This window comes from Streptococcus oralis (assembly GCF_001075675.1).
In the GTDB taxonomy this organism is placed as follows: Bacteria; Bacillota; Bacilli; order Lactobacillales; family Streptococcaceae; genus Streptococcus; species Streptococcus oralis_V.
Genome location: NZ_JUNW01000019.1, coordinates 94,316 through 113,480, shown reverse-complemented (window position 1 = coordinate 113,480; position 19,165 = coordinate 94,316). Strand labels below are relative to the sequence as shown.

The 19,165-nt window shown below is 40.6% G+C and carries 19 protein-coding genes; 12 read left to right on the top strand and 7 right to left on the bottom strand.

Annotation, left to right across the window (positions count from 1 at the left end; translation table 11 throughout):
* Positions 1-224: 224 nt before the first annotated feature.
* The 10 genes from ADM50_RS02935 (at position 225) to ADM50_RS02890 (ending at position 11,201) form a co-directional block, all read left to right on the top strand.
* The gene (locus ADM50_RS02935) at positions 225-878 is read left to right on the top strand and encodes a uracil-DNA glycosylase (RefSeq protein WP_049484475.1); all 654 of its coding nucleotides are present in this window, start codon (positions 225-227) and stop codon (positions 876-878) included.
* 9 nt (positions 879-887) lie between these two features.
* Positions 888-1,352, top strand: coding sequence for an NUDIX hydrolase (locus tag ADM50_RS02930; RefSeq protein WP_049484474.1), 465 nt, complete (start codon positions 888-890; stop codon positions 1,350-1,352).
* A 12-nt stretch (positions 1,353-1,364) separates the two neighbouring features.
* Positions 1,365-2,633 carry a dihydroorotase gene (locus ADM50_RS02925; protein ID WP_049484473.1) on the top strand — a complete coding sequence of 423 codons (1,269 nt, stop codon included), beginning with the start codon at positions 1,365-1,367 and terminating at the stop codon, positions 2,631-2,633.
* A 41-nt stretch (positions 2,634-2,674) separates the two neighbouring features.
* The gene (locus tag ADM50_RS02920) at positions 2,675-4,015 is read left to right on the top strand and encodes an MATE family efflux transporter (protein WP_049484472.1); all 1,341 of its coding nucleotides are present in this window, start codon (positions 2,675-2,677) and stop codon (positions 4,013-4,015) included.
* A gap of 178 nt (positions 4,016-4,193) precedes the next feature.
* Positions 4,194-5,162: a thiamine pyrophosphate-dependent dehydrogenase E1 component subunit alpha gene (locus ADM50_RS02915; protein WP_049484471.1), complete on the top strand. Its 969-nt coding sequence runs from the start codon at positions 4,194-4,196 to the stop codon at positions 5,160-5,162.
* Between the two features lie 15 nt (positions 5,163-5,177).
* Positions 5,178-6,170, top strand: a complete 993-nt coding sequence (locus tag ADM50_RS02910; protein WP_049484470.1) for an alpha-ketoacid dehydrogenase subunit beta — start codon at positions 5,178-5,180, stop codon at positions 6,168-6,170.
* Positions 6,171-6,617: 447 nt separating this feature from the next.
* On the top strand, positions 6,618-7,661 hold the full coding sequence (locus ADM50_RS02905; protein WP_049484469.1) for a dihydrolipoamide acetyltransferase: 1,044 nt from the start codon (positions 6,618-6,620) through the stop codon (positions 7,659-7,661).
* A gap of 41 nt (positions 7,662-7,702) precedes the next feature.
* Positions 7,703-9,406 carry a dihydrolipoyl dehydrogenase gene (lpdA, locus tag ADM50_RS02900; RefSeq protein ID WP_049484468.1) on the top strand — a complete coding sequence of 568 codons (1,704 nt, stop codon included), beginning with the start codon at positions 7,703-7,705 and terminating at the stop codon, positions 9,404-9,406.
* 59 nt (positions 9,407-9,465) lie between these two features.
* Entirely contained in the window at positions 9,466-10,455 is a 990-nt protein-coding gene (gene lplA, locus ADM50_RS02895; protein ID WP_049484467.1) for a lipoate--protein ligase, read from the top strand.
* A gap of 104 nt (positions 10,456-10,559) precedes the next feature.
* Positions 10,560-11,201 carry a hypothetical protein gene (locus ADM50_RS02890; protein WP_049484466.1) on the top strand — a complete coding sequence of 214 codons (642 nt, stop codon included), beginning with the start codon at positions 10,560-10,562 and terminating at the stop codon, positions 11,199-11,201.
* Positions 11,202-11,279: 78 nt separating this feature from the next.
* Here ADM50_RS02890 and xerS read toward each other — a convergent pair whose 3' ends face one another.
* The 6 genes from xerS to ylqF form a co-directional block, all read right to left on the bottom strand.
* A complete protein-coding gene (gene xerS, locus ADM50_RS02885) occupies positions 11,280-12,350 on the bottom strand; it encodes a tyrosine recombinase XerS (RefSeq protein WP_049484465.1) in 1,071 nt (356 codons plus the stop codon).
* A 178-nt stretch (positions 12,351-12,528) separates the two neighbouring features.
* Entirely contained in the window at positions 12,529-12,966 is a 438-nt protein-coding gene (locus ADM50_RS02880) for a MepB family protein (protein WP_025170981.1), read from the bottom strand.
* A gap of 72 nt (positions 12,967-13,038) precedes the next feature.
* On the bottom strand, positions 13,039-13,773 hold the full coding sequence (locus ADM50_RS02875; protein WP_049484464.1) for a CPBP family intramembrane glutamic endopeptidase: 735 nt from the start codon (positions 13,771-13,773) through the stop codon (positions 13,039-13,041).
* Positions 13,774-13,823: 50 nt separating this feature from the next.
* The gene (locus tag ADM50_RS02870; protein ID WP_049484463.1) at positions 13,824-15,374 is read right to left on the bottom strand and encodes a ClC family H(+)/Cl(-) exchange transporter; all 1,551 of its coding nucleotides are present in this window, start codon (positions 15,372-15,374) and stop codon (positions 13,824-13,826) included.
* Between the two features lie 12 nt (positions 15,375-15,386).
* Positions 15,387-16,166 (bottom strand): ribonuclease HII, encoded by a 780-nt coding sequence (locus ADM50_RS02865; RefSeq protein WP_049484462.1) that lies wholly within the window; start codon positions 16,164-16,166, stop codon positions 15,387-15,389.
* Positions 16,153-17,004 (bottom strand): ribosome biogenesis GTPase YlqF, encoded by an 852-nt coding sequence (ylqF, locus tag ADM50_RS02860; protein ID WP_000201310.1) that lies wholly within the window; start codon positions 17,002-17,004, stop codon positions 16,153-16,155. The genes ADM50_RS02865 and ylqF overlap by 14 nt, the downstream gene beginning before the upstream one ends.
* Before the next feature lie 215 nt (positions 17,005-17,219).
* Here ylqF and mazE point away from each other — a divergent pair, with 215 nt between their 5' ends.
* Together mazE and ADM50_RS02850 are read left to right on the top strand one after the other, a co-directional pair.
* On the top strand, positions 17,220-17,435 hold the full coding sequence (gene mazE, locus ADM50_RS02855; RefSeq protein ID WP_049484461.1) for a type II toxin-antitoxin system PemI/MazE family antitoxin: 216 nt from the start codon (positions 17,220-17,222) through the stop codon (positions 17,433-17,435).
* Positions 17,419-17,775 carry a type II toxin-antitoxin system PemK/MazF family toxin gene (locus ADM50_RS02850; RefSeq protein WP_000560798.1) on the top strand — a complete coding sequence of 119 codons (357 nt, stop codon included), beginning with the start codon at positions 17,419-17,421 and terminating at the stop codon, positions 17,773-17,775. Before mazE ends, ADM50_RS02850 begins: the two co-directional genes overlap by 17 nt.
* 33 nt (positions 17,776-17,808) lie before the next feature.
* Here the strand turns inward: ADM50_RS02850 and ADM50_RS02845 are convergent, their stop codons facing one another.
* On the bottom strand, positions 17,809-18,987 hold the full coding sequence (locus ADM50_RS02845) for a hypothetical protein (RefSeq protein ID WP_049484460.1): 1,179 nt from the start codon (positions 18,985-18,987) through the stop codon (positions 17,809-17,811).
* Positions 18,988-19,165: the final 178 nt, after the last annotated feature.

Below are 19,165 nucleotides of genomic sequence, written 5' to 3'. Positions count from 1 at the left end.
AATAAGTTTAAAAAAATTTCAGAAAAGATAATCTTCGAAAGAGGAAGTAAAATGCTTAATGATTTAAAAAGTAATTATAAAAAATAGCCATTCTTTATAAACCGTATTCACGTATTCAAATCGTATATATAGTCGATTTATTAAATCTATAGATAAACTGTAAAAAGTGGTTTAGATAGCCACTTTTTGCTATAATAGAGGCAGTAAAAACGAAGGAGTTGGCGATGCAACACTCATCATGGCATGCTTTGATTAAGGAGCAACTACCTGAAGGTTATTTTGGGAAAATCAATCAATTTATGGAACAGGTCTATGCTCAGGGAACTGTTTATCCACCTAAGGAAAAAGTTTTTCAGGCTCTCTTGACTACACCGCTTGAAGAAGTGAAGGTGGTGATTCTAGGGCAAGACCCCTATCACGGGCCAGGTCAAGCGCAGGGTTTGAGTTTTTCTGTACCTGACTCAATCCCAGCTCCGCCGTCCTTGCAAAACATTTTAAAAGAATTGTCAGATGATATCGGCGTTAAGAAATCACATGATTTGACGTCTTGGGCTGAGCAGGGAGTCTTACTTCTCAATGCTTGCTTGACGGTTCCTGCTGGGCAGGCCAATGGTCATGCTGGACAGATATGGGAGCCATTTACAGATGCTGTGATTCGGGTTGTAAATAATCTAGACAAACCTGTAGTCTTTGTACTCTGGGGTGCTTATGCACGTAAGAAGAAGGCCTTAGTTACCAATCCTCACCACTTGATTATCGAATCAGCCCATCCTAGTCCTTTATCGGTTTATAGAGGATTTTGGGGTTCCAAGCCTTTTTCCAAGGCCAATGCATTCTTAAAAGAGACAGGACAAGAGCCAATCGATTGGCTTAGATAAGGAGAGAATATGCCTCAGTTAGCGACGATTTGCTACATTGATAACGGAAAAGAACTGCTCATGCTCCATCGCAATAAGAAGCCCAATGATGTCCACGAAGGTAAATGGATTGGTGTTGGTGGGAAGCTAGAGCGAGGTGAGACTCCTCAAGAATGCGCTGCGCGTGAAATCCTCGAAGAGACAGGTCTCAAAGCCAAGCCAGTACTTAAAGGTGTTATCACTTTTCCTGAATTCACACCAGATTTAGACTGGTACACCTATATTTTTAAGGTGACGGAGTTTGAGGGTGACTTGATTGACTGCAATGAGGGGACGCTGGAATGGGTTCCCTATGATGAAGTTTTGAGCAAGCCAACTTGGGAGGGTGACCACACCTTTGTTGAGTGGCTTTTAGAGGACAAACCCTTCTTTTCAGCTAAGTTTGTTTATGATGGGGATAAATTGTTGGATACCCAAGTTGATTTCTATGAATAAAGGAGAAAGTAGATGCTACTTATCAAAAATGGTCGTGTAATGGATCCCAAGTCTGGTTTGGATCAAGTGTGTGATGTTTTAGTGCAAGATGGGAAAATTGTCAAAATAGCTGCCGAAATCAAGGAAGAAGGAGCAGAGCTAATTGATGCTACTGGTCTTGTAGTTGCGCCTGGACTAGTCGATATCCATGTTCATTTCCGTGAACCTGGCCAGACCCACAAGGAGGACATCCATACTGGGGCACTAGCGGCTGCTGCAGGTGGTTTTACAACGGTTGTTATGATGGCTAATACCAGTCCAACCATTTCGGACGTAGAAACTTTGCAAGAAGTTCTTCAGTCAGCTGCCAAGGAAAAAATCAATGTCAAGACAGTTGCGACTATTACCAAGAAATTTAATGGCCAAGACTTGACAGACTTTAAGGCGCTTTTAGAAGCAGGTGCGCTTGGTTTTTCTGATGACGGTATTCCGCTTGAGAGCAGTAAAGTGGTCAAGGAAGCCATGGAAGAAGCTAAAAAACTCAATACCTTTATCAGCCTTCATGAGGAAGATCCAGGTTTGAACGGGATTCTTGGATTTAACGAAAACATCGCTAAAGACCACTTCAAGATCTGTGGTGCGACAGGGGTGGCAGAATACGCTATGATTGCGCGAGATGTTATGATTGCCTATGCAACCAAGGCTCATGTTCATATCCAGCATTTGTCTAAGGAGGAAAGTGTCAAGGTAGTAGAGTTTGCTCAAGGTTTGGGAGCGCAAGTCACAGCAGAAGTAGCGCCACAGCATTTCTCTAAGACGGAAGCTCTCCTTTTGACACAAGGAAGCAATGCCAAAATGAATCCTCCACTTCGTTTGGAATCAGACCGTCGTGCCGTGATCGAAGGTCTCAAGTCAGGTGTTATCACAGTTATCGCGACAGACCACGCGCCTCACCATGCAGATGAGAAAAATGTAGAAGATATCACCAAAGCGCCATCTGGTATGACTGGCTTAGAAACCTCTCTTTCTCTTGGTTTGACTTATTTGGTAGATGCTGGTGAGTTAAGCTTGATGGAATTGCTTGAAAAAATGACCTACAACCCAGCCAAGCTTTACAACTTTGAAGCAGGTTACTTGGCTGAGAATGGTCCAGCGGATATCACTATCTTTGACGCTAAGGCTGACCGCCTTGTGGACTCCCATTTTGCTTCAAAAGCAGCAAACTCACCATTTATCGGTGAGACTTTAAAAGGGCAGGTCAAATATACCATCTGTAAAGGACAAATCGTTTACAAAAACTAGATGGGATTCTGCTCTATAGACTATAAGAATAGAGAGCGTATATGTATCGAACCCATCAATTTAAAGATAAGTTTATTTTATTTCTTAAGATATTTTTTCCTATCCTGATTTATCAGTTTGCTAATTATTCTGCCTCTTTTGTCGATACAACCATGACGGGGCAGTACAATACCATGGATTTGGCTGGCGTTTCAACTGCAACGAGTCTATGGAATCCTTTCTTTACTTTTTTAACAGGGATTGTTTCGGCCATGGTTCCCATCATAGGCCATCATCTGGGACGAGGCAAAAAGGAAGAAGTGGCATCTGACTTTTACCAATTTATCTACTTGGCTTTCGGACTGTCTTTGGTCTTGCTTGGAATGGTAGTATTCTTAGCACCGCCTGTCTTAAACCATATCGGACTAGAAGCTCAAGTGGCGTCAGTTGCAGTCTCTTATCTTTGGTACCTTTCTTTCGGGATTATTCCCTTGTTATTGTTCAGTGTAATTCGGTCATTGTTAGATTCTCTTGGTTTGACCAAGCTATCTATGTACCTCATGCTTTTGTTACTTCCGCTAAATAGTGGTTTTAACTATCTTTTGATTTATGGAGCTCTTGGTTTTCCAGAGCTTGGTGGTGCAGGAGCAGGTCTAGGAACTTCTCTAGCCTATTGGATTTTATTGGGAATTTCGCTTCTTGTTTTGTTCAAACAAGAAAAATTAAAAGCGCTACATCTTGAAAAACGCATTCCACTCAATATAGATAAAATCAAGGAAGGTGTTCGATTAGGTCTACCAATCGGAGGAACCGTATTTGCTGAAGTAGCTATATTCTCCGTGGTGGGACTAATCATGGCTAAGTTTTCATCGCTCATCATCGCTAGTCACCAGTCAGCCATGAACTTCTCAACTCTCATGTATGCTTTTCCCATGAGTATTTCCTCTGCTATGGCGATTGTTGTGTCTTACGAGGTGGGGGCTAAACGTTTTGAGGATGCAAAAACCTATGCTCGTCTGGGGAGAATAACAGCCCTTATTTTTGCTTGTCTTACCCTATCCTTCCTCTACATTTTTAGAGATCGTGTAGCAAGTCTATATGGGAATGACTCTCAGTTCATTGAAACAACTGCTGTATTTCTAACCTACAGTCTCTTTTTCCAATTAGCTGATACCTTTGCGGCCCCACTCCAGGGGATTCTAAGAGGCTATAAGGACACTATCATTCCTTTCTATCTTGGCTTAATCGGGTATTGGGGAGTAGCGATACCTCTAGGATACCTACTAGATCAAGCAACTGCCTTAGGGGCATTTGCCTACTGGATTGGGTTAATTGCTAGCTTGATTGTTTCTGGTTGTTTGTACCAATGGCGTTTGAAAACTGTAATGAAAAGATTGAGCTAGTTTTAAGAAATTATCCCGAAAAATGACTTTGTGAAAAAATACTCTAACTAGAGAGAATCCCTGTTTTAACAGGGATTTATTTTTTTATATTGTGAAATTTTATTAGCCATATACTTTGACAGCGTATACTAAAAAAGGTAAAATAGTAAGGTAAGTACAAAGTTAGAAAGGCAAGATTATGTCAACTTTAGATAAAAATCTTTTGCTAGAGATGTTCCGTAAGATGGAAGAAATCCGTCGCATGGACTTAAAAATTGCTCAGTTAGTGAAAAAGGGGAAAGTTCCCGGTATGACTCACTTTTCTGTTGGAGAGGAAGCTGCTAACGTTGGAGCGATGTTGGCTCTCAACCCAGATGACCTGATTACTTCCAACCACCGTGGCCATGGACAGGCTATTGCCAAAGGAATTGACCTCAATGGAATGATGGCAGAAATCCTTGGTAAGTACACCGGTACTTGTAAAGGAAAAGGTGGTTCCATGCATATTGCTGACCTTGATGCTGGTAACCTCGGTGCCAATGGTATCGTAGGTGGTGGTATGGGAATCGCTGTTGGTGCAGCCCTCAGTCAGCAAATGCAAAACACTGGAAAAATTGTCGTTTGCTTCTTTGGAGATGGCGCGACCAATGAAGGTGTTTTCCACGAAGCAGTGAACATGGCTTCTATCTGGAACCTACCAGTCATTTTCTACTGCATCAACAACGGTTATGGGATCTCTGCGGATATCAAGAAAATGACCAATGTGGAGCATATCCATCAACGCAGTGCGGCATATGGAATTCCTGGAATGTTTATTGAAGACGGAAACAATGTCATCGACGTCTATGAAGGATTTAAGAAAGCTGTAGACCATGTTCGTGGTGGCAATGGGCCAGTCTTGATTGAAAGTGTCACATATCGTTGGCTTGGTCACTCATCATCTGACCCTGGTAAATATCGTACGCGTGAAGAAGTGGAATTGTGGAAACAAAAAGACCCAATCGAAAACCTTCGTAACTATCTCGTTGAGAACAACATTGCAAGTGCCGAAGAATTGGAAGAAATCCAAGCGCAAGTCAAGGAAGCAGTAGAAGCTTCTGTTAAATTTGCGGAAGAAAGTCCATTCCCACCGCTTGAATCAGCATTTGAAGATATTTACGCAGACTAAGGAGAAAGAGATAAAATGGAAACAAAAACAATGTCCTTCCGTGACACCATTATCCTTGCTATGTCTGAGGAAATGCGTCGCGATGAAAATGTGTTCTTGATGGGAGAAGACGTCGGTGTCTTCGGAGGAGACTTCGGAACTTCTGTCGGAATGCTTGAAGAATTTGGTCCAGAACGTATCCGTGACTGTCCGATTTCTGAAGCGGCCATCTCTGGAGCAGCAGCAGGAGCGGCCATGACAGGACTTCGCCCAATCGTTGATATGACATTCATGGACTTCTCGGTCATTGCCATGGACAATATCGTCAACCAAGCTGCTAAAACACGTTATATGTTTGGTGGTAAAGGTCAGGTTCCAATGACTGTACGTTGTGCAGCTGGTAACGGAGTTGGTTCTGCCGCCCAGCACTCGCAATCTCTAGAGTCTTGGTTCACACACATCCCAGGTCTTAAGGTTATAGCTCCAGGTACACCTGCTGACATGAAAGGACTTCTCAAGTCTTCTATCCGTGATAACAACCCTGTTATCATCCTTGAATACAAGTCAGAATTTAACCAAAAAGGGGAAGTGCCAGTTGATCCAGACTATACAATCCCACTTGGGGTTGGGGAAATCAAACGCGAAGGAACAGATGTAACAGTCGTTACTTATGGTAAAATGCTTCGCCATGTGGTTCAAGCTGCTGAAGAATTAGCAGAAGAGGGAATTTCAGTTGAAATTGTAGACCCACGTACCCTTGTTCCTCTTGATAAGGATATCATCATTAACTCAGTGAAGAAGACTGGTAAGGTCGTTCTTGTCAATGACGCCCACAAAACAAGTGGCTATATCGGAGAGATTTCAGCAATTATTTCAGAATCAGAAGCATTTGATTATCTAGATGCACCAATCCGCCGTTGCGCCGGAGAAGATGTGCCAATGCCTTACGCGCAAAACCTTGAAAATGCAATGATTCCAACAGTTGAAAGCATCAAAGATGCAATCCGTAAGACTTATAACAAAGAATGATATCACATAAATTAAATTATGTAAAATTTTAATTTTTTTAACTTTAGTAACTTGAGGTATGTTTTGTATCCAAGTTGTATATAAAGTTGCGACAGTTTTTTGACGAATCGATCATATTCGACAAAAAACTTAGTAAGTCTACTAGGTTGACCGCCTAATAGCGGCAACCGTAGCAACTTGAGACGCGTTTCGTGTCCAAGTTACTTGTAGAGTTGAACACGGGCTAAAAGCTCGGAAAAAAGATAAATCTCCTTGACTTCATCGAAGTCTGCGTCGATTTCCTATTTTTCAGTCGCTTTTTGACGCCCTTAGTATCATGTAATTGAATTCGGACGGAGGTCTGCGAAAAAAAGAAAGATTTCCTTGTGTTCATCGAACACATCGTCAATCTCCTATTTTCACTTTGACTTTTTCGCCCTTTGTATCATAATTAGAATTGGAGAGGTCATGGCTGATGACAAGCTAAGAGCGACTCCTGCGGCTAGAAAGTTAGCGGATGATCTAGGGATCAACCTCTACGACGTTTCTGGCTCAGGTGCAAACGGTCGTGTCCACAAAGAAGACGTGGAAACTTATAAAGACACAAATGTGGTTCGCATTTCGCCACTTGCAAAACGAATTGCCCTCGAACATAACATTGCTTGGCAGGAAATCCAAGGAACAGGTCATCGTGGTAAAATCATGAAGAAGGATGTTTTGGCCTTACTTCCTGAAAATATCGAAAACGATACTATCAAGTCTCCTGCTCAAATCGAAAAAGTGGAAGAGGTTCCTGATACTATCACTCCTTATGGTGAGATTGAGCGTATTCCAATGACACCAATGCGTAAGGTTATCGCGCAACGTATGGTTGAATCTTACCTAACTGCGCCAACTTTCACACTCAACTATGAAGTTGATATGACTGAAATGCTGGCCCTTCGTAAGAAGGTTCTTGATCCGATTATGGAAGCGACTGGTAAGAAGACTACTGTAACAGACCTTCTTTCACTCGCTGTTGTGAAAACATTGATGAAACACCCATACATCAACGCTTCATTGACAGAAGACGGCAAGACCATTATCACTCATAACTATGTCAACCTTGCGATGGCGGTTGGTATGGATAACGGTCTAATGACACCAGTTGTTTACAATGCTGAGAAGATGAGCTTGTCAGAGTTGGTCGTTGCATTTAAAGACGTAATTGGTCGTACCTTGGATGGCAAATTGGCTCCAAGTGAGTTACAAAACTCAACCTTCACAATTAGTAACTTGGGAATGTTTGGTGTTCAGTCCTTTGGTCCGATTATTAACCAACCCAACTCAGCTATTCTGGGTGTAAGTTCGACAATCGAGAAACCAGTTGTTGTTAATGGTGAGATCGTTATCCGACCAATCATGAGTTTAGGATTAACTATTGACCACCGTGTTGTAGATGGTATGGCTGGTGCTAAGTTTATGAAAGACTTGAAAGCCTTGATTGAGAATCCGATCTCAATGTTGGTTTAAGTCAGCTATTGTTATTTTAGAGATTTAGAAGGAAGTAAGACATGGCCTTAGAAGTAATTATGCCAAAAGCCGGCGTAGATATGACAGAAGGACAAATTGTCCAATGGAATAAAAAAGTCGGTGAATTTGTAAAAGAAGGAGAAATCCTTTTGGAAATCATGACTGACAAAGTCAGCATGGAATTGGAAGCCGAAGAAGATGGATACTTGATTGCCATCCTTAAAGGAGATGGTGAAACTGTCCCTGTAACTGAAGTTATCGGTTACCTTGGAGAAGAAGGGGAAAACATCCCAACAGCTGGAGCAGCTGCGCCAGAATCAAAACCTGCACCTGCAGCTAGTGCCTCAAACGACGATGGTAAGAGCGATGATGCCTTTGATATCGTTGTGATTGGTGGAGGTCCTGCTGGTTATGTTGCAGCCATTAAAGCTGCCCAACTCGGTGGGAAGGTTGCCCTTGTTGAGAAATCTGAACTCGGTGGAACGTGTTTGAACCGTGGCTGTATCCCAACGAAGACCTACCTTCACAATGCTGAAATCATCGAAAATATCGGTCATGCAGCAAACCGAGGTATCGTCATCGAAAATCCAAACTTCACTGTAGATATGGATAAACTTTTAGAGACAAAATCTAAGGTTGTCAATACTTTGGTTGGTGGTGTTGCAGGTCTTCTTCGTAGTTACGGAGTTACTGTTCATAAGGGTGTTGGTACTATCACTAAAGATAAGAATGTCTTGGTAAATGGTTCTGAATTGCTTGAAACCAAGAAAATTATCCTTGCCGGTGGTTCAAAAGTCAGCAAGATCAACGTTCCTGGTATGGAATCTCCACTTGTCATGACCAGTGATGACATTCTTGAAATGAACGAAGTACCAGAAAGCCTCGTAATCATCGGTGGTGGGGTTGTCGGTATCGAACTCGGCCAAGCATTCATGACATTTGGTTCAAAAGTAACTGTTATCGAAATGATGGACCGTATCGTTCCAGCTATGGATGCGGAAGTGTCTAAGAATCTTCGCTTGATTCTTGAGCGTAAAGGTATGACTATCTTGACAGGTACAAAATTGCAAGAAATCATCGAAGAAAATGGTCAACTTCGTATCAAGGTTGAAGGAAAAGACGATATCATCGCTAGCAAAGCTCTTCTTTCAATCGGTCGTGTGCCAGACCTTGAAGGAATTGGTGATGTTGAGTTTGAATTGGATCGTGGACGTATCAAGGTCAACGAATACATGGAAACTTCTGTTCCTGGAATCTACGCACCAGGTGACATCAACGGTACTAAGATGTTGGCGCACGCAGCCTTCCGCATGGGTGAAGTTGCCGCTGAAAATGCCCTCAAAGGAAATCATGCTATTGCGAAATTGAACTTGACTCCTGCAGCCATCTATACTCTTCCTGAAGTAGCAGCAGTAGGTCTGACTGAAGAACAAGCCCGTGAGAAATACGATGTAGCCATCGGTAAATTCAACTTTGCTGCCAACGGACGTGCAATTGCATCAGATGCGGCTCAAGGTTTCGTAAAAGTTATTGCTGATAAGAAATACGGAGAAATCCTTGGTGTGCACATCATTGGTCCTGCAGCTGCAGAATTGATCAACGAGGCATCAAGCATCATCGAAATGGAAATCACTGTTGAAGAGATGCTTAAGACCATCCATGGACATCCAACCTACTCTGAAGTGATGTACGAAGCATTTGCAGATGTTCTAGGAATGGCCATCCATTCACCAAAGAAAAAATAAAACGAAGATAGACTAGGCTGGAAAGATGTTTTCCAGTCTCTATCGTATAAAGGGATATCATGAAATATATTATCAATCATTCAAACGACACCGCTTTTAATATCGCCTTGGAAGAATATGCCTTTAAACACCTTTTGGATGAGGATCAAATCTTCCTTCTTTGGATTAACAAACCTTCTATCATTGTTGGTCGTCACCAGAATACTATCGAAGAAATCAACCGTGACTATGTTCGAGAAAATGGTATTGAGGTAGTCCGCCGTATCAGTGGTGGCGGAGCTGTTTATCACGATCTAAACAACCTCAACTACACCATCATTTCAAAAGAAGATGAAAACAAGGCCTTTGACTTCAAGAGCTTCTCAACTCCAGTTATCAATACCTTAGCTCAACTAGGCGTCAAAGCTGAGTTCACAGGCCGTAATGACCTTGAGATTGATGGAAAAAAATTCTGTGGCAATGCCCAAGCCTATATCAATGGGCGTATCATGCACCACGGTTGCTTGCTCTTTGACGTTGATTTATCAGTCCTTGCTAATGCCCTCAAGGTTTCAAAAGACAAATTTGAATCAAAAGGTGTGAAATCCGTTCGTGCCCGTGTAACCAATATTGTCAATGAATTACCTGAAAAAATCACAGTTGAAGAATTCCGTGATTTGCTATTGGAATACATGAAAAAAGAGTACCCAGAGATGACTGAATACGTCTTTTCAGAAGAAGAAATGGCGGAAATCAATCGCATTAAGGATACAAAGTTCGGTACTTGGGACTGGAACTACGGTAAATCACCTGAATTTAACGTTCGTCGGGGAACAAAATTCACTAGTGGAAAGGTTGAAGTTTTTGCCAACGTCATTGAATCAAAAATCCAAGATATCAAGATTTATGGTGACTTCTTTGGTATCGAAGACGTTGCAGCTGTAGAAGATGTCCTTCGTGGCGTTAAGTACGAACGTGAAGATGTCCTTAAAGCTCTAGAAACTATTGATATTACACGCTACTTCGCTGGTATTAGCCGTGAAGAAATCGCTGAAGCAGTAGTGGGGTAAGGAAAAAGAATCCATTTATGATGGATTCTTTTATTAGGGTTAAACTTAATAATCATGCTGATTAGATTATAATAGTGATGAAAAATGAAAAGGAGTTATTCATTATGTTAGAAATTCCAGTAGAAAGTCTTAATCTATTTGAACAGTTAGACCGCAATGTTGTTGCTTTTTATAGAAATGAAGAAATTTCTCAAACTGAAAGTTTAAATATAAGCATCACACAAGAACATTATGATAAGAAATACAAAGAGCTTCAACCTTTAGGATACCAAGCTGTTCAAATACCTCTGGGAATGGCTTTAGATAATGTAATCCAGCAAGCCCATTTTCAAAATCTTATAATTGGCGGTCTTCTCCCCGATGAAATCAAAGTAAACAAAGGGGACTTAATGTCTTTGAAGGAGATTGTTGATAGTTTTTGTATTATGTTTGCTGCAGCAAATAACCGACTTGAAAATAGTAAGGCTTATGAATTTATGAAAGATAAGACAGTGTTCTTTATTGGTAAACTGTTAACTGACGATCTTAAAAATGGTGACGAAATTTCGTATATGGGAATCGAAAGAGAATCAGCTGATGGTACTTCTTATGAAGCAGTAAAATGTTTTCTAACTAAAGAGAGTGCTGAGCAGTACAATGATTCAAAAAAACCAGTAAGCCCAGCAAATCTAGCCTATCTGCAAGCCTTTTGGGGTAAACCAGTAATTATAGAGCCTCACCGTAACTACTGGATTGAGTTTAAATAAATAAAAAACGAAAGATAAAGGAATTGGTCTTTCGTTTTTTAGCAATAGTTGCTTTACATAATTTATAATATGTAACAATCATAAACTATCTAAAGCATTCTTTTGTTCATCATTGACGATATGGGTATAGAGGTCAGTGACTTGTGTACTGGCATGTCCTAGCTGATGGCTGACCAAAACTTGCGATTTAGTAGCATCATAGAGCCTAGTCGCCAGGGTATGGCGTAGTTTGTGGGGAGTTACTCTGACTTTGAAGTCCTCAGAGTACTTAGCAACCATCTTTTCAACACTAGAAGCATCAATACGATTGGGAACGCCTCGATATAAGGTCAAAAAGAGAGCTGTATCTGTCTTTTCCGTCTTATAGCGTTGATTTCGAATGGCTAGATAATTCTCTAGGTAAGGCTTAGCAAAAGCAGCGACATTGACAGAATCACGTTTCCCCCCTTTTCGAGTGACATCGATCACCATCATTTTGAGATTGAGGTCTCTTAGATCTAGATTAACAGCTTCAGATAAGCGGACACCAGACGCTAGGAGAAGGGCAATAATGGCCAAATCACGTTCTTTGTTCTTATTAAATGATGAGAGAGCGCGATTTGAGAGCTGTTGTGGGTACTCCTGATCGATATAAGTTAGAAAACCTTCTGTTTCATCACCTAGAAAGAGTTTTTGCTTGATGTTTTCAGCTCTAGCAGCAAGTGTTTCTTTCTTTTTCTTGGTTGAAACTTTCTTCATTACATTACGATAGAAATAGGGTTCTCCCAGGTCGTTTTCAACCTCCTCTGTTAGATACTTGTAAAGACTAGAAAGTGCTGATAAGGTCCGATTGATGGTCGTCTGAGAGACACCTTGCTTGGTTGTATTAGCATTCAGCAAAGGTCGTTCACGTAGATACAGGATAAAGGATTCCATATCTTTCTTAGACATATTTTCCAAGACTGATAAAGGAATGTCAGATATTTTATCAGCGTTTGAAATACCAGACTCCAAAACCCAGCTGAAAAATCGATCGTATTCCTTGAGGTATTCGTACAAGGTTGTAAAACTGTAGGGCACAGCAAGCTTTGATTGGTAGTATTCCAGAACATACCAGGGCATGATTTGTTTTAGTTTGTCGATTCGTTCCAGTAAAATCTCACGTTTCATGTATTTTCTCCATAAATAAGTCTACTAGTAGTATAGCATAGACTTATGTATTTTTCAAGAAAATTATAGTTTTTCGGAAAAATGTTATAAGTGTTTGATGGATTCTAGAAAAAACAAAGACCTGGTTCCACAATCATAAGAAACAGGTCTTTTGTGTGTATGTAATCCGGCAATATGTTTATATTTCAATTTCTCTAAAATATTGCAATTGCCATTTTTGTGTTGCTCGAGCTGTTGTATTTAAATTTGAGCACCAAGGAGGATAAAATCGCATAGACATTTTTCCATTGCTATCTTTTGTCGACAGAATGTTTTTACGAATAGCCACCTCGTTTGGAATAATGAATAGTCCCCTCTTATCATTATCAATGATAACGATTATAAGTTCATTTCCTAAGTCCTCATTGGTATAAGGAATGTTCTTGTTGTTTTGGTCTTTTTTCCAAAAAACTGTAAAATATCCTTCTTTTTTTGGTGTTCTTTTTGCCAAGCGGCATCTTTTATACCCTTGCTCTTCCTTTATATTGATAAGAATACCTTCGTATTTTTCATTGTATTTTTCTTCAATGAAATCAAAATCACCATAAAAATTATATAAAACATCGAGTATTTTCATTATGATGTATGTCCTCCTTAGCAAATAACTTTTCCAAAGAATAATACTGTTTCCAACAAAATCAGCTACCGACTATGCACATCTTTTTTTATGTATTACCATATAGCAGGATACCATGATGACGAAAATTTTGATTAGGTAGGTTTCGTATCGATCAGTGTCTATGGTTAGCTGAGACAAGACGTTAATGATCGAATGTGTCATAACGCAAATCCAGAGATTCTTTGTTTTGATATAAAGAGCTGAGAGTATGAAAGAATTCGTCAGCAATCCAATTAGAAACGGTAGAGTTTGCAGTGTTGCTAGGGAACCATCTATGTAAAAGAACAACAGATGCCAAAGCGCCCAGCTGAAAAAGGTTAAGATTGTTGAGTAAAAATATGGCAACTTTTCTTGTAAAATTGGTTGAAAAACATTTCGCCATCCAATCTCTTCTATACCACCAAAGACAATAAATTTGAAGAACATCAAAAATGGGAGATACCAGCTAAATTCTACTATTTTCCCACTAAACATTAGAAAAGAAAAATCAAGGATAATAAGGAAAAAAGATAATAAATAATGTTTGTAACTGGTATGAATGTTAAAAAAATCGTTAACGATCTTCTTAAAAGGAATATGAAAATAGTGATTTGCAACAATTATTCCCCAAAGAGCTGAAGAAATCCCACCAACAATGATTCCTAAAACAGTTAATAGGTTGGAATGAACAGAAAAATGATTCAAGAAAAAGAAAAGGAGACAAACTGATACTATTTGGCTAAATGTGCCTAGCAAATATACCGCAATTGCCTTACTTCTTTTCATAGAGAATCCTTTCAAATTTATTTTACGTAAAATAAATTATGTAAGATAACTTACAACAACATATCTTTGACTTTCCCAATTTCACTTTTTGGAATCACCAGGTGAATCATATCACCCAGATACATTCTAGTTGAGCCGTTAACTGTTTGGCTTTTGCCATTATGGACTTGGGTGGTGATGAGTACGTTATGTGGCAAGTTGAGCTCGTGAACCTGTTTTCCAGCGATCTTGTCAGATACAGGGATTTCAATGAGGGTAACTTCTCCTTCGTTTGTTGCTTCTTCTGGTAGCATTTTTTCAAGCATGGCTTCATAGACTGGAGCACCCTTGAGTAGATCCATGACGATGTAGGTAACTAAGGTCACTAAGCCAAGTGGCATGAGGTTGCGAATATCTCCAACCATTTCGGTTACGAGTATCATAGCAGTTAAGGGAGCCTTAGATATTGCCCCAAAGTAGCCACTCATTCCCAGAATGACAAATATAGGAAATTGTTCCTGACTGACAAGCCCAAAATTCACACAAATGACACCGACTAGGGCACCTAGTAAGGAACCAAGCGCCAAAATGGGTAGGAAAATTCCTCCTGGGAGGCCGCTTCCATAACTAATCATGCTCCAAACAAAGCGGATCAAAAAGTAAGCTAATAAAACCTGGAAACTAAAATCTTGCTCAGTCAAAGAAAGAACGACCTGGTTTCCACCACCAAGAATTTGAGGTAAGAAAATCCCGACTGGTATGATGAGGATAAAGGCTAGGATTGGATAATAAGATCTATCCAAATGGATTTTTTTACCAAACCAATCATAAATTCGACCAACATTGAGTACAGCTTTCTCATAGAGAAAACCAGAAAGTCCGAGAAAAACTCCCATAACCAGGTAAATCCAATACTGGTCTAGGGTCATGAGAGGAATGTTGTCTGGCATATCCAGTACGGGTGTTAGGCCAAATATGAGTAGTGAGACAAAGTTTGCTACTAGACTGGCTGCTAGAGTTGAGACCCAGAAAAAGCGGGAAAAATGGTGGTATACTTCTTCTATGACAAAGAGCAACCCAGCAATCGGAGCATTAAAAGCAGCAGCTAAGCCAGCTGCAGCACCACTGGCAATCAGGGAGCGTTCCTCTACTGGGCTAGATTTGAGCCACTTGGCAATACCTTTACCACCAACAGCTCCAAGTTGAATACTCGGCCCTTCACGCCCTAGCATAAGACCACTGGCAATAGCAAGAATCCCTAATACATATTTCTTCCAGAGGACACTCCACCAGTTGAGGGTCATGAGTCCCTTCAGCTCGGCTTCGACTTGAGGAATTCCTGAACCCTTGATGTCTTTTTCCGACCGAGTTAGTCTCGCACTGAGACAGCAAACTATTAAATAAAATAGACCAATGATAAAAAGATTGCGCACTAGGTGCGCTTGATCTTGATAGAGTCCTTGTATCAGGTGGAAGCCCTTTTCGATTAAGAAACGAAAGGATCCGACGATTACCCCGACGACGAGACCAACAATGATTCCTCGTCCAACTTGGGATAATATGGTGCTTGAGGCAAAGGCAAATTCTTTCTTGGAACTAAGTGTTTTTGACTGTTCCTCCATAATCATTTCCTCTTACTTATCTTTCTTGGTTGAAACTAGTGTTTTGACTGGTTCAAAACTGGTTCGGTGAATTGGGGTGACACCTAGTTTTTCCAATCCTTCTAGATGTTTAGCTGTTCCGTATCCTGCATTAGTTACAAAATCATATCCAGGATATTGATCATCATAGTCCTTCATCAATTCATCCCGTGTCACCTTGGCTACTATAGATGCTGCTGCGATTGACAGGGAGTTAGCATCTCCTTTGATAATGGGGGTTTGTGAAATTGGTAACTCCAGTTTCATGGCATCTATCAAGAGGTGCTCAGGTTGCGGACTGAGCTGGGAGATTGCTTCCTTCATGGCTAGTTTGGTAGCTTCATAGATATTGACTTGGTCGATGACCTGATTATCCATGATACCAATCCCGATTGATAAAGCTTGGTCTTGAACGGCTTGATAAATCTCCAGATGTTTCTTTTTGGGGATCTTTTTGCTATCGTTGAGGCCTTTAATCTTACAATTTTTGGGCAAGATAACAGCTGCAGCGACTACAGGTCCAGCCAGAGGACCACGGCCGACCTCATCAACACCTGCTATTAAGGTCACTCCTTGCTTGTAAAGCTCTTTTTCATAGGAAAGCATTGATTCCAAACGAAGGTCCTCATCCAGTTCAGCATGAATGGCTTTTTTACGCTTGTTGATTTCCTTTTGAACTCCAGAACGAGGGTCCTTTTCCACTTCAAGAAAAAGTGGATTGTCTAATTCTTTGACAGTAGCAAGAAGTTCTTTAATTTCTTTAATCGTCGTCATCGATGTCGTCCAATGTATCTAAGGTATAGTTACCGAGTTTTCCATCACGGACTTCCTTGACGAAGAGGCTGTAAAAGCGGTCGTAGTCGTCTCGGAAACCAAGGGCACGGGTCATATCCATGATAATAACAGGTGCTTCTTCTTCTATTTTCATTTGTTTGAAGCGTTCAGCTAGCTTTTCTGGATAATGTTTTTTGAAATAATTGAGACCAAAAATGGTCACTTCATCCATTGGGAGTAGTTGATCTTTAATTGCCCCTGTTAGGGCTAGTTTCAAAGCAACGGTTTCGTCTTCAAATTTAGGCCAAAGAATCCCTGGTGTGTCTAGGATTTCCAGGTCTTTATTGGTTTTGAGCCACTGTTGCCCCTTGGTAACACCTGGTTTATTGCCGACAACTGCAATCTTTTTCCCAGCCAAACGGTTCATGAGAGTTGACTTACCGGCATTTGGAATTCCGATAATCATAGTCCGCAAGGTTTCGATCTTGATACCTCGTTCTTTCTGGCGTGCAATCTTATCAGCCATGAGCTTTTTAGCGGCATCCGTCACAACTTTTACAGTCACTTGCTCTTTGGAGTTGATAGCCAGAGTTTGGATTCCCTGTGATTCAAAATACTGACGCCATTCTTTGGTCATTGCAGGATCAGCCAGATCTGCCTTATTCAAAATCAAAAGCTTTGGTTTATCACCCACAATCTTGGTTAACATAGGATTTTGACTAGATAAAGGTAGCCGAGCATCCACCAAAATCGTCACGAAATCAACAAACTTTAAATTCTCCTGAACTTGCCGCCGAGCCTTAGACATGTGGCCCGGAAACCATTGAATAGTAGCCATAAACATTTCCCCTTCCGACTAAAAAAAACGTAGTAAAAACGTTTTCTTTCTTACTACCTATTCTATCATAAATGAGGAACTTTTGCACAGGCTTTGACCACAATAAATGATAAATAGTATTGGTCCGAAACATCCTTGATACCAGTAAGGATTTACTTGACTTTTTTTGTTTTCAAGTATATACTTAGTGTATACTAATTTGTGGAGGTAGAGCAATGAATACAGTAAAGACTCGGAAGGTGGGGAATTCGCTCACTGTGACCATTCCTAAAAATTTGGGGATGACAGAAGGTCAAGAAATGATCGTCTACAAAGGGATTGACGGAGTCATTGTCTTAGCTCCAAAACTGAAAGATCCTTTTGATGGGATTACTGATTTGAGAATGACAAATGATTTTGAAGGGGTAAGGTCACTTGATAGCGAAATCTGACTATATTCCTGAAAAGCAGGATATCATTTGGCTGGATTTTGATCCATCAGTCGGTCGAGAAATCCAGAAACGGCGACCTGCCTTGGTTGTTTCTAGGAGAGAATATGCCTTGCAAACTGGTTTTGTGGCTGTCTGTCCTATCACTCATGGCCAACAACGGTTGGCAGAAAAAGGCTTGCTCGTTCCTGTCTCGTCGGATAAGGTAGATGGTGCTGTCAATCCATTTCAACTTTATACCTTTGATTTTCGGATGCGTAATGCTCAAAAAATAACAAGAATGGACACACAATGTTTTCAGAAAGTCGTCCAACTTTACCAGTACATCTTTGGAGATACTTAAATCCTACCATGCATAGACAAGGTAGGATTTTTTCTATATGAGTAACCTATCTAAAAACGGATGAAGACAATTGAGGAGAATCCCTCTAGTCCAACTTTCTTGTGCAGATGATAGATGTTCTGCCTGAAGGCATTCTTTTAGAAAATCGCGGACTTGTTCTGGTGCAATTTCAAACTCAAAGACTTTCATCTTGTAGAAAAAGTCTATGAGATGCTCAGATAAGTAATCATCTGAAAAAGCTACTTCTCCACTTTTTCGAAATTCTAATAAGAGTCGAGCAAATCTGGATTTTTCATCAGGCAAATCACGAAAATAGGAATTAAGAAGCCAAGTCTGCTTCTGCTTTCGTTCAATCGGATCTTGATTTGCAATTCGCTGATCCTTTTCCAACTCCTTTTGGTTTTGTTTAGCCTTGATAGCCCGTTCGTCTCTATTCTTACCAAAGAGGATTTTTTCCCATTTTCGTTCTTCTTGGGTCAAGGTTTCTGTAAAGCCAAAGTAATCTTGATAGGCTCGTTCTGCAGGTCCCATAGCAAGAATGAGGTTGTCAGCGTATTGCTTGGCGATTTTATCTCTTTTCTTGCGTTCCTTCTCTGCCTGAATCCGTAAATGCTGCTCGTAGTCAATTTTCTCTTTGCCTAGTTTGACAAGGTAGAGTTGGTCATCGGTCTTACCAAGTAGAAAAGGTTTGATACACTTTTCCAGCACTTCTTCCATACGAGCCTTCTTCTTTGGCTCTGCCTTGGTCCAACTTCCACCTTGAAAGACTTCTAGGAAAAGCTGGTAATCTTTCTCAGGTGCGAATTGATTGCCACGATTGGCTTTGAAAACACCTTTCTCCCAAAACCATTTTAGAAGTCGTTCGTCAAAATCGCTTTTATTAACCTTGATTTTTTCCTTTTTCTGAGCCTTTCTGGTTAGGTTTTCAACTTTTCTGAGTAGTTTTTCTTCCTCTTCTAGTTGCTGATCGAGGCTAATACGATGAAAATGGCGAACACAGTCGCTTCCTATAGGGAAGAGACGTTGGCCTGTAACTCCGTTAAAGAGTTCGTAGGCGTATTTTATGGCGTTCCCACAGACACAATTACTACGGCCAATGCCATTAAAGATCAAGGAAACTTCATTCCATTCCTTGGTAGCTTGATCCCAAGTATCGGCTTTTGAAGCTTGTAAAACTGCATCGTGTAGGGATTTTCTAACTGGAAGTGGCACGAGGTCTCCTTTCTAATACTCAATGAAAATCAAAGAACAAACTAGGAAGCTTGCCGCAGGTTGCTCAAAACACTGCTTTGAGGTTGTAGATAAGACTGACGAAGTCAGCTCAAAACATGGTTTTGAGGTTGTGGATAGAACTGACGAAGTCAGTAACCTATATACGGCAAGGTGAAGC

Excerpts from the sequence above, each read along its gene's own strand:
- ADM50_RS02935 (WP_049484475.1), top strand. The coding sequence starts at position 225 with ATGCAACACTCATCATGGCATGCTTTGATTAAGGAGCAACTACCTGAA.
- ADM50_RS02930 (WP_049484474.1), top strand. The coding sequence starts at position 888 with ATGCCTCAGTTAGCGACGATTTGCTACATTGATAACGGAAAAGAACTG.
- ADM50_RS02925 (WP_049484473.1), top strand. The coding sequence starts at position 1,365 with ATGCTACTTATCAAAAATGGTCGTGTAATGGATCCCAAGTCTGGTTTG.
- ADM50_RS02920 (WP_049484472.1), top strand. The coding sequence starts at position 2,675 with ATGTATCGAACCCATCAATTTAAAGATAAGTTTATTTTATTTCTTAAG.
- ADM50_RS02915 (WP_049484471.1), top strand. The coding sequence starts at position 4,194 with ATGTCAACTTTAGATAAAAATCTTTTGCTAGAGATGTTCCGTAAGATG.
- ADM50_RS02910 (WP_049484470.1), top strand. The coding sequence starts at position 5,178 with ATGGAAACAAAAACAATGTCCTTCCGTGACACCATTATCCTTGCTATG.
- ADM50_RS02905 (WP_049484469.1), top strand. The coding sequence starts at position 6,618 with ATGGCTGATGACAAGCTAAGAGCGACTCCTGCGGCTAGAAAGTTAGCG.
- lpdA (WP_049484468.1), top strand. The coding sequence starts at position 7,703 with ATGGCCTTAGAAGTAATTATGCCAAAAGCCGGCGTAGATATGACAGAA.
- lplA (WP_049484467.1), top strand. The coding sequence starts at position 9,466 with ATGAAATATATTATCAATCATTCAAACGACACCGCTTTTAATATCGCC.
- ADM50_RS02890 (WP_049484466.1), top strand. The coding sequence starts at position 10,560 with ATGTTAGAAATTCCAGTAGAAAGTCTTAATCTATTTGAACAGTTAGAC.
- xerS (WP_049484465.1), bottom strand. The coding sequence starts at position 12,350 with ATGAAACGTGAGATTTTACTGGAACGAATCGACAAACTAAAACAAATC.
- ADM50_RS02880 (WP_025170981.1), bottom strand. The coding sequence starts at position 12,966 with ATGAAAATACTCGATGTTTTATATAATTTTTATGGTGATTTTGATTTC.
- ADM50_RS02875 (WP_049484464.1), bottom strand. The coding sequence starts at position 13,773 with ATGAAAAGAAGTAAGGCAATTGCGGTATATTTGCTAGGCACATTTAGC.
- ADM50_RS02870 (WP_049484463.1), bottom strand. The coding sequence starts at position 15,374 with ATGGAGGAACAGTCAAAAACACTTAGTTCCAAGAAAGAATTTGCCTTT.
- ADM50_RS02865 (WP_049484462.1), bottom strand. The coding sequence starts at position 16,166 with ATGACGACGATTAAAGAAATTAAAGAACTTCTTGCTACTGTCAAAGAA.
- ylqF (WP_000201310.1), bottom strand. The coding sequence starts at position 17,004 with ATGGCTACTATTCAATGGTTTCCGGGCCACATGTCTAAGGCTCGGCGG.
- mazE (WP_049484461.1), top strand. The coding sequence starts at position 17,220 with ATGAATACAGTAAAGACTCGGAAGGTGGGGAATTCGCTCACTGTGACC.